This is a genomic window from Candidatus Eremiobacteraceae bacterium (assembly GCA_035295225.1).
GTDB lineage: Bacteria > Vulcanimicrobiota > Vulcanimicrobiia > Eremiobacterales > Eremiobacteraceae > JABCYQ01.
Genome location: DATGJI010000030.1, coordinates 1 through 16,192, shown reverse-complemented (window position 1 = coordinate 16,192; position 16,192 = coordinate 1). Strand labels below are relative to the sequence as shown.

Sequence of the window (16,192 nt, the reverse complement as noted above, 5' to 3'; positions counted from 1 at the left end):
CAGGATCACGCCCGCTTCGATGTGGAGATGGACGAACTGGACGCGCTCGCTCGCGCCGCGGGCTGCGACGTCGTCGCGCGCATCGCACAGCGCCGTCCTTCTGTGGATCCGGCAAGCCTGATCGGGTCGGGCAAAGTGACGGAAGTGGCGGAGGCGGCGCGCTTGAACGGCGCTTCAACCGTTTTGACATTGAATGCGCTGCGGCCGCGCCAGCGCACGAATCTGGAGAAACTGCTCGGCGGCGAGATCTCCGTGTTGGATCGGACGGTTGTCATCCTCGACATCTTCGCGCAGCACGCGCGCACGAGTGAAGGCAAGCTGCAGGTCGAACTCGCGCAGCTCAAACATCAGGCCGCGAATCTCATCGGCGCGCGCGATGCGCTTTCGCGACTCGGCGGCGGCATCGGAACGCGCGGCCCCGGCGAGACAAAACTCGAAGTAGACCGGCGCCACATCCGTTCGCGCATCGAGCTCTTGGAGAAGCAACTCGGTGAGGTCCGGACGCGCCGGCGGGAGCAGCGCCGTTCGCGCGAGGGGACGCCGGTCGTCGCCTTGGTCGGTTACACGAATGCCGGCAAGTCGTCGTTGATGAACGCGTTGTCAGGCTCGACGGTGTTCGTGGCGGATCAGCCGTTCGCGACGCTCGATCCCACGCTGCGCAAGGCGCGTCTATCGGATACGCGCGATGTCGTTTTGGCGGACACGGTGGGCTTCATCAGCGACCTGCCCAAGGAGTTGGTCGCGGCGTTTCGCGCGACTTTGGAAGAAGTGACGAGCGCCGCGTTGCTCGTGCACGTGATCGACGCGTCAAATCCGTTTTGGGAGCGGCAGCGCTCGTCCGTCGAATCGATCTTGACTGAGCTCGGCGCGGGCGAAAAGCCGACGGTCATAGCCTGGAACAAAACCGATGTCGCGAGTTCGCATATCGGCGGCGAAGGCATAGCAGTGTCCGCAAAGACCGGGGCTGGTCTCGCGGAATTGCGCACGGCTATCGCGACGCATGTGATGTGAATGCGGCTCTGGTCGCTCCACCCGAAGTATCTGGATCCCAAAGGCCTCGTAGCGTTGTGGCGTGAGGCGCTGCTGGCGCAAGCCGTGTTGCGCGGCGAGACTCGCGGATATCGCAATCATCCGCAACTCGACCGCTTCAAGAAGAGCGCGGCGCCGCGTCGAAATGTCTCAAACTATCTGGCGGCCATCCATGATGAAGCTTGCGCCCGCGGCTACAAATTCGATCGAAAGAAATTCCGGCGTAGCTCCGCTGCCCGCACATTGACCGTCACGCGAGGTCAGCTCGCATACGAATGGCGGCATCTTCAAAACAAGCTACGGGCGCGCGATTCGGCAACGTTGAAGAAATGGAAGAAGATCTCATCGCCCGCTCCGCACCCGCTCTTCCGCGTGCACGATGGACCTAGAGAATCCTGGGAACGCTGAGGTGATCGAGCGCCGATCGCAACCGAGAATTGGGGCGAGCGATGCTCGCCCGACTACAGCGCAATGCCTTCGCGGGCTAAGAGGCGTCGCTTTCTTGCGACGCCTTTCGCGCCTTCGCCGTATTGGCCGATCGAGCCGTCGGCGCGCACGATACGATGGCACGGCACGATCAGCCAGAGCGGATTCTTTGCGATGGCGCTTGCCGCGGCGCGCACGGCAAGCGGGCGGCGCGCTTCGCGCGCGAGCCAGCGATACGGCCGCGTCTCGCCCCAAGGTATACGCATCGCCGCGAAGAGCACATCGCGCTCGTAGTCGCGCGCCCAGGTCAAGTCGATGGGCAGGTCAGTGTCTTTCGCGCCGCGCGCGAGTTTGGCGAGTCCATCTCGGATGAGAGCCGGCACCCGCTCATCCTTGAGCGACATCTTGAGACGCCGTTCTATCTCAGCCTTTATCCCGCGCGCCTCCTCGCTGACGAAAGCCACGCCCATGAACGTCCACACGACGCGAAGCGCGGTCGGACCCGCGCGGCACGTGCCGGTCGATGCAGTGGCGCGCGGGGTCAATGCCCGTAGCGGTGCAAGATCTGCAGCAACCTGTCGTGCGGCAATCCATAAGCCGTATCGCCGTCGCGCCCTGTCATCGTCGTGCCGGCGAGGAGCGCGTTGATCACGGATTCTTCGGTCGCGTCTTCTGTGGCGTCGAAGACTGGATTGATGTGATATTGGTCGAGCACCGTGACCTGAAACGTCCGAGCTTCCGGATAGTGCGGCACGACGTTCGCGGTGGAAAATGCGATCACGAGGTCGCCGCTGCCGGTCATCGCCGTGGCGCCGGTGCGCGCGAGACCGAGCGCCGCACGCTTGGCAACGCGCTCGAGTTGATCGTGCAGCAGCGGCGCGTCCGTGGCGATGACGATGATGATGGAGCCGTTGCCAGGCCGCGGCGCGCGCGGGAGCAGATCTTTAATGTTGGCACCCACGGGTGCGCCGTCGATCATCAATTGATCGCGCCGCGCGGTATTCGTGTTGACAAGCACGCCGACCGTGTAGCCGCCTTCGGCCGCCGGCAGCACGCGCGACGCGGTGCCGATGCCGCCTTTGAATTCAAACGACATCATGCCGGTGCCGCCGCCAACGCCGCCCTGCGCAACCGGTCCGCCGACGGCCGCATCGAGTGCCGCAACCGCATCCTCTGCGGTATTGTGCCGTCCTTCCTGATCGTTGAGAAATTGGTCATCGCACTCAGCGACGACCGGTAACGGCACGTCATCTTCAATTCCGATGCTCTTATATTGTTTTAGATACCACGAGATGACGCCGTCATCGACTCTGCCGACCGACAGCGTATCCGTCAGCACGACCGGCACTTCCATCCAGCCGGCTTCGTTCACCCAGTTGGTGCCCGTCATCTCACCGTTGCCATTCAACGCCCACGCCGCCGCGAAAACCTTGCGATGCCAGACGTCGGTCCTAGGAAGAATCGCTGTCACTCCCGTCCGAACGGGGCCGACACCCGGCACGAGGTTGCCGGTGCCCGAAATATGTGTCACCTGTCCGACGCGCACGCCTGCGACGTCGGTGATCGCATCGTAACGGCCAGGCTGCAGGCGCCCGATGTGGATGCCGAGAGCCGGAGCCTTGACATAGGGTCCGGATGTCGGAAATGGGTTGGCCGCAGCGGCAAGCGTTGCGGCCAATAGAACTGTTGCGATCGTCATGCGGGTCGTGTTCGTCGCGGCTCGGCAACGCCTCCTTGGCCAGGACAACCGCGCAGATTACGCGCACGGAATCGCGATGCGACGAAGTCGATTCTTGGCATGTGCCGGCGCGGCGGCCTTTGCGATTGTCGCCGGCGGTTCGCCCGGCGCAAGCGATACGGTCAGCCGAACGATTCGCGTCCGGCTCTTCAAGGGACGTTCGCTGATCAGAGCCGACGTGAGCGGACCGGGCGCAGGCGGTATTCCGCAGATCTTCTCGTTCGATGCGAACACGACGATCAAGACGACACTTATCGGCGGCGGTGTGCCGCTCACCGTGACCGCATACGACGCTGATGGCCTGGTCGCGACGCGGCGATACAGCGGGCAGATAACGGTAGCGCAAGCCGATGATGGCATACTCATCGTCAACACCGTCGATCTTGAGCAGTACGTCGGGTCTGTGCTCGCGGCCGAGATCGGTCCGAGCTGGCCATACGAAGCGATCAAGGCGCAGGCCATCGCCGCACGGACATTTGCGCTGCACGCGTCGCAGGCCAGAACGTATGCATACGATCTGGGCGACGACACGTCAAGCCAAGTCTACAACGGGATGGATAGTATCGATCAGCGGCTCACCGCGGCGGCGCAGGCGACGGCCGGAATCGCGCTGTTGTCCGGAACATCGCCGGCCGAAGTCTTCTACAGCGCCGCGTGCGGCGGCCACACGGCAAGCGCCGCCGAATTGTCCGGCGCCGCCGTTCCCCCTTATCTGCGCGGCATCGCCGATAGTGATGCAAGTGGTCGGGCATATTGCTCGAAAGCGCCGCTGTTCAATTGGCAGAACACCGTGAGCGCAGAATCGATGGCAAGCATCTTCGACCTTGCGACGAGCGACCTTACCGGGGTCGATGTCACCGCTACGTGGCCCGATGGACGCGCGCGCTTTATCGCGGCTCACCGTCACGGCGGAGCCGACATCACAATCGGAGGCCGCGCGTTTTACGCGAAGGCCGCGGCTATGCTCGGGTACAAAGTTATCCCAAGCCTGCTGCTCCAGATACAGCCCGGTCCGGGAGGATATCAAGTCACCGGCCATGGCCTGGGCCATGGCGTCGGCATGTGTCAGTGGGGCGCGCGCGGCCGCGCGGACGCCGGCATGAACGCGCAGGCAATCCTCGCCTCGTATTTCCCCGGGACATTGTTCAGCCAGCCGTGACCGCTCTCACAGAGCGCCTTTCTTGAGCCTGGGGCTGTGATGACTGAGCCATGGGTGATGTCGTATGAGCGGAGGGCATCCGCACCGCCATGGACTTCGACCCGCAATTCAGCGGCGCAACGCCGCGCGCTTACGGCTCAGACGAGCTGGAACAACATCTGCGCGCGCTTGCGCAGACCGCGGTTTCTCTCGCGCGCGATATCGACGCCGAGACGATGCTCTCGTGTGCTCTGCGCGCGTGCGCGTCGAGTTGCCACGCATCGCGAGCGGTGATCCTCACGCGCGACTCGCGCGATGGTTCTCTCCACGGAATCGTGCCGGCGCTCGGCGTCGCCGATGATGATGCGCTCGGCCTCCACGTATCGCCCGAAGAATGCGAGACGACGAGGACGGCCTTAGAAAGCGCCGTCACCGCGTTCGGGGAAGCCGCCGGCGCCGGTGACGCCGTACCGAAGGTCGTGCGAAGATTCCGCGCCCGCGATTGGATGGCAGCCCCGGTGACCTCCGGCCGAGATATCGCCGGCGTTCTCTATCTTATGGACAAAGACTCGGCGTTCGGCACGTTCAACGCGCTCGACGTCGCCTTTGTGCGCACGGCGATCGGCTTGCTGGGCGGCGGGCTGCAGGGCCTGCGCGTGCGCGACCGCATTCCGTCCTCTGTCGTCGGCAACGTCGCGGGACTTGTCGGGCAAGATGGCTTCGAAGAAGTCGTCGGATTGGAAGTCGAACGCGCGGAGCGTCTCGGCCACCGGCTCGGTTGCGCGGTGATCGAAGTCGTCGATTTCGCCAATATTCTGGAGGCGCACGGGCCGCAGGCGGCCGATGTGGTCATGCGGCACCTGGGCCAGACGCTTGCGAAACACGTCCGACAGATCGATGTGCTCGCGCGCTACGATGATCGGCGCATCGTCGCTCTGATGCCGGGAACTCCGGGGGATGTCGCGCGCGTCGTCGTTCGGCGCCTCGACGCGCAAGTATCGCGTATCTCGTGGCCAAAGATCGGGAAGATCTCGTTGCGCTTCGGCGTTGCCTCGTATCCCGAGGAGACGAAAACCGCACACGAACTCGTTGCGACGACGCTGAAGGCGGCCGCCGCGAACCACGAATCGTTTGGCGCCGCCTAGACTAACCACCGTCGTCCCTCCAATCTGACGGAAGCACGATCTGGCTGAAGGGGCCGAATTTGTATCGGCCCAACCACCTTGCGATGACGCGGTCGTTCGTGCCGATGGAATTCCGGCCGGCAACGGCGCTGCCAGATGGCGACTGGCAGTTCGAGCCGAAGTGGGATGGCTTTCGCTGTATCGTGGCTCGCCAAGGCAGCGCCGTACGGCTCACGTCCAAGCGTGGTCAGTCGCTCGGCCGGTATTTCCCCGAAGTCGTCGAGCAGTGCGAGAAGATCGCGGCCAAACGGTTCACGCTCGATGGTGAGATCGTGATCCGAAAACGCGGAGCCACCTTCGACGATCTGCTGCAGCGCATTCATCCGGCGGCAAGCCGCGTGGCCGCACTTGCAAAATCGACGCCCGCCGTGCTGCAGATCTTCGATCTGCTCTCGGCTCCCGAAGCCGGCGACATCGCGCGTGAACCATTGTCGCAACGCCGGTCTCGGCTAGAAGCATTCGCGCGAAAGTATTTTCCGAACAACAAGACACTGCTGCTTTCGCCCGCCACGCGAAGCAGAGCGGTCGCGAACCGTTGGCTCACAAAGCCCGATCCGGCCGCCGAGGGCGTCGTCGCCAAGTTCGCGGATGAGGCATACCAGCCGGGCACGCGCGACGGCGGTTTCAAAGTCAAAGTGTTGCGGACCGCGGATTGTGTCGTCGGCGGCTTTCGCTATTCGTCGGCCGGCGGCGCTGTCGGCTCGCTGCTGCTCGGATTGTACGACGCCGATGGCAAGCTGAACCACGTCGGTTTCACGTCCGGCTTTTCGGACGAAGAACGTCGCAAACTCTTACCCATGCTCAAACGACTGATCAAACCGCCCGGGTTCACGGGCTCGAAGCCGGGTGGACCAAGCCGCTGGGCCACCGCGCGAACGAGCGAGTGGGAGCCGCTGGCGCCTAAGCTCGTCGTCGAAGTCGCGTTCGATCGCGTGACGAGCGGAAGGATTCGACACGGCGCGCGCTTCGTCCGGTGGCGCACCGACAAGGCACCGCGTCGCTGTACCGACGATCAGCTCACAGACTGATCTCTCACTCCCGCGTCCGAATGGGCCCGGTCGGTTTCGTCAAAATGCGGCGACTTTTGCGAGCACGTCGTCTTCTGCGGCCCACAGTGGATCGAGCGGACCATCCCAGTTGTTGACCATAAACACGTAGATCACGACGCCGTGGTGCTTCGTCAGCACATAGCCGGCAAGCGTGCTGACTCCGCCGATATAGCCGTCTTTCCCGAGCACGCGGCCGCGCGCGTCCGGCGCGAGGTCGCGGACCTGCACGGTTCCGTCGACCCCCAAGCGCGGGAAGAGATCTTTGATCGATGGACCTGCGGAATCCGTCGCGATATAACGCAGCACGGCAGCGAGTTCGCGAGGCGTGATGCGATCGGATGCAGACAGGCCGGAGGCGTCTTTCAGCACCATCCCGTCTTGCGCGACGCCGATCAGGGTGAGGAACGCGTGCTCGCGAGCGACGCCGTCTGAAAGCGTGCCGGTTCCCGCATCGTGCGCTCCGACCAGGCGCACGAGCTGTTCGGCGATATGGTTATCGCTGTGGTAGAGCATGCGGCGGACGATTTCGCTCAGCGGCCGCGATTGCTTCGACCAGAGCGAGCTCGCGCCCGCCGGTGCCGGCCCCACGCGAGCGGTTCCCACCACGTCGATGCCTGACGTCTGGAACATCGTGCGCAGTGCGTGTGCCGCGCTTGCTTCAGGATGCGCGATGCTGCGCCAGTATTTCTGCGGTGCTCCGTACGGTATGTCACCTGCGACTTGGATGCTATCGGTGCCCGGAACCGGGTCGATGCGCAGCGTGTTCTCGCCATCGGCCGAAACCGTGCGTACGTCGCCGAGGATCGGTCCGACGAGGTCCGGCGGATCCACGCGCACGTCCGCGCTTCCGCCGGCGGGATCGGGCGTGATCGTGAATTGCGCGGTGCCGCCATCCAACGTCACCGCGCTGGTGGGTGCTGCGTATCCGTATTCAAGATCGTCGGCTTCCCACGTCGGATCGATGTTGTCCGATCCGAACAGACTGCCGTCCGCGACGACGTCGCCTGCGATTTGAGCAACGCCCTGATCGCGAATCGCATTGACCGCGACGCGCAGATCGTGGCTCGTCAGCTCCGGATCACCGCTGCCGACAAGCCAGACCGATCCGGCTATCTTGCCTGACTGCTGAGCTGCACTTGTCACGATCCGCGTCGTGAAGCGGTGTGAAGAGCCGAGATCGTGCAACGAGGTCGCGGCGATGATGACCTTTTGGACGGATGCGGGGGTCAGCGACATCGCGGCGTTGCGAGAATATAGAACGGTGCCGTCGCGCGCCGACTCGATCACGACCCCGGTCTGCTGCGGAAACGCGGGGTCGCCGAAGGCTGCGGCCGCGAGCGCGTGGAGCTGACGTTTCGAACGCTCGCCCCAAGTCGCGCCGCCTTGCACGGCGGCGTTCGCGTCGCGGTGCGGGGTCGGCGTGGCTGCGGGCAAGGCGGCCGACAGGCGTCTTGCCGCTATCGCGTGAGAAATCGTGTTGACCGCGATCGCGAACACTGCGACGACGGCGATCCACAGAACAAGGCGGAGCCATCTGAAGCGCCTTCGGTGTCGCCGCGATCGATACGGGTTTGGCGCGTCAGGCCGACGAACGCCCACTCGCATCTTCCCACCAAGCGAGTTGCGCTTCCCAGCGCGCGAACCAGTAGACGAGCGATTGCCACTCGCCGAACTCTGCGAACCTGCGGCGGATCTGTTTCTCTGTCGGCCGTTTGCCTTTGAAGAGTTCGCGTTTCGCATACGCGTAGGTCGCGCTGTCCACCGAGATGTGCGCATAGTGGCCGAGCAGATTCATCAAGAAGTGCGCGGACGATTTTCCGACGCCTTTTATTTGCACGAGCGCCTTGTAGAGCGCCTCATCGTCGCCGCTTTCCGCGAGCGCTTCAATCGCGTCGAGCCCCGCTTCTCTTGCGGCATGGTTGCGCGCCAACTCCACGATGTACGGCGAACGATAGCCCGCGCGCACGCGGTTGCGCAGGTAGCGCTCTCCGGCTTTGGCGATCTGGGCTGCGGTCGGCCACGCGCGCAAAGTGGGGTCGGTCGGACATTTGTGGCCGAGCCCCGCGAGGCGATTGATCATCACAACCGCTTGTTTCCAGACGACGTTCGTCCCCAGAATCGTCTTGACGACGTCCTCGAAGAGCGACGAGGCGCGCATGCATCGTCCTGCGCCATGACGCAGCGCGGCGGCGAGTTCCGGGCGCGTCGCGCAGAGCGCGTAGAAACCGCGCAGGTCTTCTTCTGCGTGCAGCATGGATGAGCAGCGGCGCGCGATTTCTGCTGCGACGGCCGGTTCGTCCGCGCCCTCACCTGCGACGTCGATGCGAAGCGCGACATATCCCCGCTTTGCGGACCGCTGCTCTGACATCTCGACCAGCATGACTCGCCCGTCATCAAGGCGTTCGGCGCGCTGCAGAACGCGGCGATCGTGCTGCCAGCGAAACGGCAGCGTCTGATACCAGCCGTGCGAGATGACGGTTGAGAATAGGCCGAACGGCTTCTTTATCGCGAGTTCAATTGAGGAGCGCTGCACGGGGTGAACGGCTAGTCCGAATTTGCCGTCAATCCCTTCAGACGACGCGCGCGCACGACATACGTGCTTGCCGTCGCAGCATCGAGCGCTTGAGCCGCAGGCTCGCCCCGCTCGTGGGCGGAACTTCGAGGCGATGCATTCTGGTACCGGAGATCCGAACGCGCATGCCGCGGAGCGCGGGCGCGAACTTGCGAAGCGGGTCCTCAGCGGCGATTGGCGCGCGCTTGCGCGGGCGATCACCGTAATCGAAAACGACGAAGCGGCGGCCGATGCGCTTGCCGCCGTGCTCTATCCGAAGACCGGCCATGCGCACGTCATCGGTATCACGGGGCCGCCTGGCGCCGGCAAAAGCACGATCGTCGACGTCCTGGTGAAAGTGATCCGCGATCAGGGCATGACCGTGGGCGTCATCGCGGTGGATCCGTCGAGCCCGTTCACCGGCGGCGCGGTGCTGGGTGATCGCGTGCGGATGCAGCGACATGCCGGAGATACCGGTGTGTTCATCCGCAGCATGGCTTCGCGCAAACAAGCGGGCGGACTCGCTCCGACGACGCGCGATGTCATCCGCGCCCTCGACGCGTTTGGCCGCGACGTCATCATCGTCGAGACCGTCGGCGTCGGCCAAGTGGAACTCGATATCATGAAGGTCGCCGACACCGTAGTCGTCGTCACCGTGCCGGGATTGGGTGACGGCGTACAAACTATTAAGGCCGGCTTACTTGAAATCGCCGACATCTTCGTCGTGAACATGGCGGACCGGCCCGGCGCGAATCAGAGCGTTAGCGATTTGAAGATCATGCTGACGCTCGGCGGCGCCGAAGAACGGCGACGCCGCTGGAAGCCGCCGGTGATTCAAACGGTCGCGACCGCCGGCACCGGTATCGCGGAGCTCTGGGAACGCATCCTCGAACACCGCCGCGTGCTGCAGGCCGACGAGCGGATGGGCCGATCGCACGACCGGCTGCGCGCCGAAGTCGTTGAGGCGGTCCAGCACCGCGTAGGCGCGATCGTGAGCGAACAGATGTCGCGAAACGGCTCGATGGAACCGGTACTAGCCGCCGTGCTGCGCCGAGAGCTCGATCCGCGCACGGCCGCGACGACTATCGTAACCGAGCATTTCAGGTAAGCGTCCCGAACAGCAAAATTCCCGCCCGATAATGGGGAAATAAGTTTCAAATGGCTTTGGCGTGGATAGAAGAAACTTACTACGCAGCCACTTGATAGGGCCGCAAGCCAATTGCTGATTTGAGGAGTACTCGATGATCACGCTTCCGACCGATGTGTTTCGCGAACCGACGCCCGACGATGTGCTCAGCCTGGACGTTGTCAACGAATACGAGCGGCGACGCGTGATGCGTCAGGTTGCCGACACGATCGTCGCCGAGACCGGCGATGAGAGCTCGTCGATCGTGGACAGAGGCCGCCCGACCGGCCCATAATGTTTACCCAGTCATAAATCCGGCAAAACGGATGGAGGGCAAGCAATGCTTGCCCTTTTCATTTTGCGGGCCGACTAACGTCGGCGCCTTCAACAACTCCGGGGTTTAGACGATCTCCACGCGCTCGCCGGCGTGCGCGGGCGTCACTGTGAATCCGTACTTCTTCCCGATCGCGTCGGCGAGCGATTGCGCGGCTGCCGGATCTGCGTGCACGAGATACGTGCGCGGCTTGCCGGTAAAATTGGCGAACCAGCGCAGCAGCTCGCCGCGATCGGCGTGTGCGGAGAAGCCGTCGATCTGCACGACGTTCGCTTTGACGTCGACCGGCACGCCCAAGACGCGTACCGATTTCGCGCCGCCTTCCAACAGACTGCCGAGCGTTCCGGACGCCTGATATCCGACGAAGCAGATCGTGTCGTTCGGGCGCGGTAACCGATTGCGCAAGTGGTGCAGGATGCGCCCGCCGCTTGCCATGCCGCTCGCCGATAAGATAATCGCGCCGGTTTGGATGTCGTTCAACATGATCGAATCGGCCGATGCGACCGTTGTCTTCACATTGCGCGCACCGAGGCTCTCGTCGCCAGGGCCGAAGCGGGCTTTCGGATTGAAACGCATCGCCTCGGGATGCCGCTCCATGATCGCGTCGGCGGAGATCGCCATGGGGCTGTCGACGAATATGTTCACGTCCGGAATTGTCGAATCGCGCTGGAGCTGTCCGATCGCATAGAGCAGCTCTTGCGTCCGGCCGACCGCAAACGACGGTATGACGAGCACGCCTTTGCGCGCCATCGCAGCGTTGATGACTTTGCCGAGATCGACTTGCGGATCCGACGCGGGGTGGAGGCGATCCCCATATGTGGATTCTGCGAGCACGAGATCGCTCTCCGCGACCGGAGACGGATCGTTGAGCAGCGGCCGCCCATAACGTCCGAGGTCGCCGGTGAACGTCAACTTGCGCTGATCGAACCAGAGCTCGGTGATCGCCGAGCCGAGGATATGGCCCGCATCGCTGAGCCGGTACCGAAGACCGGCTATGTCATCGCACATCGCACCGTACTCGGCGGGCTTGAATTGTGCGACGACTTTGTCCACGTCGTCTTGGGTGTAGAGCGGTGTGGCATGAAGGCCGCGGTTCGGGTGTTTGGCCGCGCGCTGCGCTTCGTCTTCTTGCAAGTGCGCGGAATCGTAGAGGACGAGCGATGCCACTTCCATCGTGGCAGGCGTCGTGTGGATCGGCCCTTTGAAACCTGCTTGTACGAGCGCCGGTAGATAGCCGCAGTGATCGAGATGACCGTGCGAGAGGATCACCGCGTCGACGGTTTTTGGGTCGACAGGCGGCGGTGTCCAATTGCGCGCTTCGAGGTCCTTCTCGCCTTGATACATCCCGCAGTCGAGCAGGACGCGCCGGCCCTCGGTCGTCTCGATAAGATGTTTGCTTCCGGTGACGACGCCCGCCGCCCCGATGAACGTAATACTCGCCACGTCTGCTCCTGTCAGGTCGTCTTTTCTTCGACGAAGGTTGATGGCCGCAGGTAATGCGACTCGTGATATGCGGCGATGCAGCGGTCTATCAAAGTATCCGGGTCGGATTCATAGACGATGCGCGCGCCGGTGACTTTTCCCAATTTCGGCACGATCGAGTCGAGTTCGTCGGCGACGCCGCCAGAATCCGACAAGACCCCAATGAGCTTGCCTTCGTCGTACGCGATGCAGAACTCGCCGAGCGTGCCCGATCGGCCACCCGCGATGATGACGATGTCGGACGAATGGATGTTGTGGACTTCGCGTCCCATCAGCCCGCTGCCCGTATAGATGATGACGTCGTAGGCGTCGACCGGCGATTCGTACTTCGTGACGTGCTCGCTTCGGGAAAGCGCCGGTGACACGCCGATCGACAGTCCGCCCGCGTCACGGGCGCCGCGCGCCGCGTCGTACGGCAAACCTGGGCACGCGCCCGTGATCAGCACGCAGCCCTTGCGCGCGATCGCGGCGCCGATCGCGTAGCAGCGGTCGCGCACGGCCGGCAGCAGCTCACCGCCTGCCGCGCCCATGACGCCGATCGATCGGACCGTGGGATCGAGATTTGGATCGTATGCTTGGTCTGCGTCGGGCGCGACATCACCGGTATAGGGACGCAGTTCCTGCCGCGCGGCATTATCGCCGTCAGTGTTCGCCATGTTCTTCGCTTCCATCTGAAGGGGGCGACTTCATCTGAAGGGGCCGACTTCATGCAGGCCCGCACAGACGATACCGCGCGACTATTGTCGGCGTCTCGACGGGTCGGCGTTGACCGTTTCGCGAAGATGCTTCATAAGATGCGCACCCGACCGGATATCCGCAACATCGCTATCGTCGCACACGTCGACCACGGCAAGACGACGCTTGTGGACGGCATGCTTCGCCAAGCCGGCGTCTTTCGCGATCCGAGCGCGCAGGGCGAACGCATCATGGACGTCAATCCGATCGAGCGGGAACGCGGCATCACGATCCTCGCCAAGAACACCGGCATACTGTGGGGCGCGACGAAGATCAACATCGTCGACACGCCCGGCCACTCGGATTTCGGCGGCGAAGTCGAGCGCGTGCTGCAGATGGTCAACGGCGTGCTGCTGCTCGTCGACGCGGCCGAAGGGCCGCTCCCGCAGACGCGCTTCGTTCTCAAGAAGGCGCTCGAGCAAGATCTTCCGGTCGTCTGCGTCATCAACAAAATCGACCGCAAAGATGCACGGCCGCTTGAGGTGCTCGACGAAGTGCTGGCGCTGTTCATCGACATCGGCTGCGCCGACCACCAACTGGATTTCCCGGTGATCTTCGCCGTGGCCCGCGAAGGCTTGGCGACATCCGATCTCGCCGTTCCCGGCAAGGATCTCGCTCCGCTGATGGATGCGATCCTCAAATACGTGCCTGAACCGCCGGGCGACGACGAGGGTCCGTTCCAGATGCTCGTCTCCAATATCGACCACAACGAGTACGTCGGGCGCATCGCGATCGGCCGGATCTTCCGCGGTGTCGTGCATCCGGGTGATTCGATCGCGCGCATGCATCGCGACGGTTCGACGACGCACCGCGTCACGAAGATCCTTGAATTCTACGGATTGCAGCGGCGCGAGCTTCAAGAAGCGCGCGCGGGCGACATCGTGGCCATCTCCGGCGTGGAAGGCGTGAACATCGCCGATACCCTTGCCGATGGTTTGCACCCTGAGGCGGTCGATGCGGTGTTGGTCGACGAGCCCACGGTGGCGGTCGACATCTTGGTCAACACGAGTCCGTTCGCCGGGCTCGACGGCAAATATCTGACAAGCCGCCATATCAAGGAGCGGCTCGAACGCGAGCTCGAGAGCAACGTCGCGCTGCGGCTAGCGCCGATCCTCTCTCCCGACACGTTCAGCATCTCCGGGCGCGGGGAGCTGCATCTCTCGGTGCTGATCGAGACCATGCGCCGCGAAGGGTACGAACTCGGCGTCTCCAAACCGCAAGTGGTCGTCGTCGAACGCGACGGCGTCAAGATGGAGCCGGTGGAATATGTCGTGGTTGACGTCGCCGAGGAGCATGCCGGCGCCGTGATCGAGGCATTAGGCCGGCGCCGCGCGCAAATGCTCAACATGCTGACCATGGGATCGCAGCGCCGTCTCGAGTACACCATGCCGACCCGGCTGCTCTTCGGTTTGCGCGGCGAGCTGATGACGCTCACGCGCGGCACGGCGACCGTCAATCACACGTATTTCGATCACCAGCCCTTGGGGGGAGAGATGCCGCGCCGCAACGTCGGCGCGCTCATCAGCGCCGAGACGGGGACGGTCACGGCATATGCGCTTGACAACCTTCTCGCGCGCGGCACATTTTTTGTTCCGCCGCAGACGCAAGTCTACGAAGGCATGGTCGTGGGGCGCAGCAAGACCGAAGACGACATCGTCGTCAACGTCTGCAAGGCGAAGAAACTCACGAACATGCGCGCGTCCGGCTCAGACGACGCCCCAAACCTCCCGCCGCCCGAGGAGATGTCGCTCGAGCGCGCGCTTGAGTTCATCGAAGACGACGAGCTCTTGGAAGTCACACCGAAGAACATCCGTCTGCGCAAGCGCTATCTCAACGAAGAAGCGCGCAAGAAAGCGCGCATGGCCGAGCGCCAGCGGCTGGCCGCGGCTAAGGCGTAGCCGCATAGCGCTTCCGTAGCCATAGACGCGATGCCGTGAGCGCGAACGGGATCACCCAAAACGCCACCATGAATGCATACGGGTTCACGAGCGCGATCACGAACGCTAAGATGTAGCATCCCTGCACGATCACCACGCGGAGCGTCGTGCCGACGCGGATCTCCTCGGTCACGCGCGGATCGAGCAGCCCCTTGCGCATCGCATGCAGCCAGTGGAGCAGTTGAAAAAGTCCGACCAAGACGATGTTGCCGCAGTAGATCAAACTGGCCAGGGGCACACCGAAATATTTCCCCAACACATACGCGCTGAACGGCACGAGCGTCACGACGAAGAGAAATCCGATATTGAGCCAGACGAGACCGTCGTCCGCGCGCGCGATGCGGTGCAATTGCTTGTGATAGTAGAACCAGAACAGCGCAAGCAGAAAGAAGCTGACCACATAACTGATAAGATTGTCGTTGACGGACGCGAGGAATGCGAGCAGCCCGTTTGCGTCGCGTGCGCCGATCGGCGCGCCCTTGAGGTCGAAGACCAAAATCGTCATCGCGATGGCGAAGACGCCGTCGGTCAGACTTTCCACCCGATTGAGGTGCAGGCCGCGTAACGGGGCCCGTCGGTGCGACGCTTCGATGTCGTGAGCGAGCATCGACCAGATGTTTGCGTCGGCCTCCATCGTTCCCCCTCGTGAAGAGGCGCAGGATATCGGGCGCGGAGAACGCCCCGCCATGTTTGTCTGGCTCAAGCTCATCCATGTCATCGCGGTCATCGTGTTCGTGGGGAACATAACCGTCGGCATCTTCTGGAAAGTCATCGCCGACCGCAGCCGCGATCCGCGCATCATGGCGCACACGATCCGCGGCATCGTCGGCGCCGATCGGGTATTCACCATTCCGGCGATTCTCGTGCTCGTCGCCGCCGGCGTTGCCACCGCGCTCGTCGAACAGATTCCGATTCTCGGCACCGGCTGGGTGCTCTGGGCCATAATCCTGTTCGTGATCGCGGGACTCGCGTTTATCCCCGTGTCGCGCGCGCAGCATGAACTGCAAGCGGTGGCGGACGAGGGCGCAACGTCGGGCACGCTCGACGAGACGCGCTACGAAACCATCTCGGCCCGTTGGAATTTCTGGGGCATGGTCGCGCTGATCTTCCCGCTCGGCGCCGTCGCGCTGATGGTATTGAAGCCGTCGCTACCCGGTTTTCACTGACGCGCGGCCCCGGCGAAATTGTCTGCCACTTCTTCGGCGCTGAGCACGCGCGGGTAGATCGCCACCTCATCTAAACCGCCAGCGAAGAAACTGCCGAGGTCGCGCGTGCCGAGCCGCAGCGGCGCGCGGCCGTGTGAAGCGTGGATATCGTACGAGGCATAGCGCGCGCCGCGCGACGTGAGCGGGCTTGCGCGCAACACGCCGTTTTTGTAGATCGAAACGCCCGCACCAGGATCGCTCGCATCGCCCGGATCGTAGGACGCGACGACATGGATCCATTCGCCTTGCGTCAGTTCG

General features: G+C 63.5%; 17 protein-coding genes. 9 read left to right on the top strand and 8 right to left on the bottom strand.

What is annotated here, in order from left to right; all coding sequences use genetic code 11:
• Both hflX and VKT51_05360 read left to right on the top strand, forming a co-directional pair.
• On the top strand, positions 1 to 1,011 hold a 1,011-nt coding region (gene hflX / locus VKT51_05365), incomplete at its 5' end, for a GTPase HflX (protein HLJ83583.1).
• On the top strand, positions 1,012 to 1,437 hold the full coding sequence (locus VKT51_05360; GenBank protein HLJ83582.1) for a pyrimidine dimer DNA glycosylase/endonuclease V: 426 nt from the start codon (positions 1,012 to 1,014) through the stop codon (positions 1,435 to 1,437).
• A 53-nt stretch (positions 1,438 to 1,490) separates the two neighbouring features.
• On the opposite strand, the gene VKT51_05355 is transcribed toward VKT51_05360, so the two are convergent.
• Together VKT51_05355 and VKT51_05350 are read right to left on the bottom strand one after the other, a co-directional pair.
• Complete coding sequence (locus tag VKT51_05355; protein HLJ83581.1) at positions 1,491 to 2,000, bottom strand: methylated-DNA--[protein]-cysteine S-methyltransferase; 510 nt, start codon at positions 1,998 to 2,000, stop codon at positions 1,491 to 1,493.
• Positions 1,997 to 3,154, bottom strand: a complete 1,158-nt coding sequence (locus tag VKT51_05350) for a P1 family peptidase (GenBank protein ID HLJ83580.1) — start codon at positions 3,152 to 3,154, stop codon at positions 1,997 to 1,999. Before VKT51_05350 ends, VKT51_05355 begins: the two co-directional genes overlap by 4 nt.
• Positions 3,155 to 3,230: 76 nt before the next feature.
• Here VKT51_05350 and VKT51_05345 point away from each other — a divergent pair, with 76 nt between their 5' ends.
• The 3 genes from VKT51_05345 to VKT51_05335 all read left to right on the top strand — a co-directional run bounded on the left by VKT51_05345 (position 3,231) and on the right by VKT51_05335 (position 6,543).
• Positions 3,231 to 4,352 carry a SpoIID/LytB domain-containing protein gene (locus VKT51_05345; GenBank protein ID HLJ83579.1) on the top strand — a complete coding sequence of 374 codons (1,122 nt, stop codon included), beginning with the start codon at positions 3,231 to 3,233 and terminating at the stop codon, positions 4,350 to 4,352.
• An 89-nt stretch (positions 4,353 to 4,441) separates the two neighbouring features.
• Positions 4,442 to 5,476: a diguanylate cyclase gene (locus tag VKT51_05340; protein ID HLJ83578.1), complete on the top strand. Its 1,035-nt coding sequence runs from the start codon at positions 4,442 to 4,444 to the stop codon at positions 5,474 to 5,476.
• Between the two features lie 83 nt (positions 5,477 to 5,559).
• Entirely contained in the window at positions 5,560 to 6,543 is a 984-nt protein-coding gene (locus VKT51_05335) for an ATP-dependent DNA ligase (protein ID HLJ83577.1), read from the top strand.
• A gap of 39 nt (positions 6,544 to 6,582) precedes the next feature.
• On the opposite strand, the gene dacB is transcribed toward VKT51_05335, so the two are convergent.
• Both dacB and VKT51_05325 read right to left on the bottom strand, forming a co-directional pair.
• A complete protein-coding gene (dacB, locus tag VKT51_05330) occupies positions 6,583 to 8,061 on the bottom strand; it encodes a D-alanyl-D-alanine carboxypeptidase/D-alanyl-D-alanine-endopeptidase (protein ID HLJ83576.1) in 1,479 nt (492 codons plus the stop codon).
• An 82-nt stretch (positions 8,062 to 8,143) separates the two neighbouring features.
• Positions 8,144 to 9,097, bottom strand: a complete 954-nt coding sequence (locus VKT51_05325; GenBank protein ID HLJ83575.1) for a hypothetical protein — start codon at positions 9,095 to 9,097, stop codon at positions 8,144 to 8,146.
• 133 nt (positions 9,098 to 9,230) lie between these two features.
• Between VKT51_05325 and meaB the strand changes: the two genes are divergently transcribed.
• Both meaB and VKT51_05315 read left to right on the top strand, forming a co-directional pair.
• A complete protein-coding gene (gene meaB, locus VKT51_05320) occupies positions 9,231 to 10,223 on the top strand; it encodes a methylmalonyl Co-A mutase-associated GTPase MeaB (GenBank protein ID HLJ83574.1) in 993 nt (330 codons plus the stop codon).
• 133 nt (positions 10,224 to 10,356) lie between these two features.
• A complete protein-coding gene (locus VKT51_05315) occupies positions 10,357 to 10,536 on the top strand; it encodes a hypothetical protein (protein HLJ83573.1) in 180 nt (59 codons plus the stop codon).
• Positions 10,537 to 10,641: 105 nt separating this feature from the next.
• On the opposite strand, the gene VKT51_05310 is transcribed toward VKT51_05315, so the two are convergent.
• Both VKT51_05310 and VKT51_05305 read right to left on the bottom strand, forming a co-directional pair.
• On the bottom strand, positions 10,642 to 12,018 hold the full coding sequence (locus VKT51_05310) for an MBL fold metallo-hydrolase (GenBank protein HLJ83572.1): 1,377 nt from the start codon (positions 12,016 to 12,018) through the stop codon (positions 10,642 to 10,644).
• Between the two features lie 11 nt (positions 12,019 to 12,029).
• On the bottom strand, positions 12,030 to 12,713 hold the full coding sequence (locus tag VKT51_05305) for a hypothetical protein (GenBank protein ID HLJ83571.1): 684 nt from the start codon (positions 12,711 to 12,713) through the stop codon (positions 12,030 to 12,032).
• A 138-nt stretch (positions 12,714 to 12,851) separates the two neighbouring features.
• Here VKT51_05305 and typA point away from each other — a divergent pair, with 138 nt between their 5' ends.
• Positions 12,852 to 14,690, top strand: a complete 1,839-nt coding sequence (gene typA / locus VKT51_05300; GenBank protein HLJ83570.1) for a translational GTPase TypA — start codon at positions 12,852 to 12,854, stop codon at positions 14,688 to 14,690.
• Here typA and VKT51_05295 read toward each other — a convergent pair.
• Complete coding sequence (locus VKT51_05295; GenBank protein HLJ83569.1) at positions 14,680 to 15,363, bottom strand: TMEM175 family protein; 684 nt, start codon at positions 15,361 to 15,363, stop codon at positions 14,680 to 14,682. The two genes, typA and VKT51_05295, sit on opposite strands and share 11 nt — an antisense overlap.
• Positions 15,364 to 15,415: 52 nt before the next feature.
• Here VKT51_05295 and VKT51_05290 point away from each other — a divergent pair, with 52 nt between their 5' ends.
• On the top strand, positions 15,416 to 15,895 hold the full coding sequence (locus VKT51_05290) for a DUF2269 family protein (protein ID HLJ83568.1): 480 nt from the start codon (positions 15,416 to 15,418) through the stop codon (positions 15,893 to 15,895).
• Here VKT51_05290 and VKT51_05285 read toward each other — a convergent pair.
• Positions 15,889 to 16,192, bottom strand: a 304-nt coding sequence (locus tag VKT51_05285; protein HLJ83567.1) for a LamG-like jellyroll fold domain-containing protein, incomplete at its 5' end; no start/stop codon positions are given. The genes VKT51_05290 and VKT51_05285 overlap by 7 nt on opposite strands.